At 64.3% G+C, this 255-nt stretch carries 1 protein-coding gene; it reads right to left on the reverse strand.

From position 1 onward, the window contains the following. On the reverse strand, window positions 1–255 hold a 255-nt coding region (locus JHD67_RS22140), incomplete at both ends, for a hypothetical protein (protein WP_199101243.1).

The following is a 255-nucleotide window of genomic DNA, read 5'->3' on the forward strand; positions in this document are numbered from 1 at the left end:
AACTGAGGGCGGCGTGGTGGCGTTTGAGTTTGTCGTAGGCTTCGGGTGTGAAGCAGTTGCTCCATAGGACGTTCGGCGGCAGTTCGCCTTCGCCGCTTTTGATCCAGCCCCAGCGTTGATCGAAATCTTCCCGCGCCCATTCCGTGGGCATCTTCACGATGCAACGCGAGAGGCGCTGACGGATCGGGTCCATCTGGGCAGCGATGTGCGCGCGAATCAGGCGCTGGCGACGCTGCGCCTCGGGCGTGGCGCCGG

The organism is Dyella sp. ASV21 (assembly GCF_016428975.1).
Lineage (GTDB): Bacteria > Pseudomonadota > Gammaproteobacteria > Xanthomonadales > Rhodanobacteraceae > Dyella.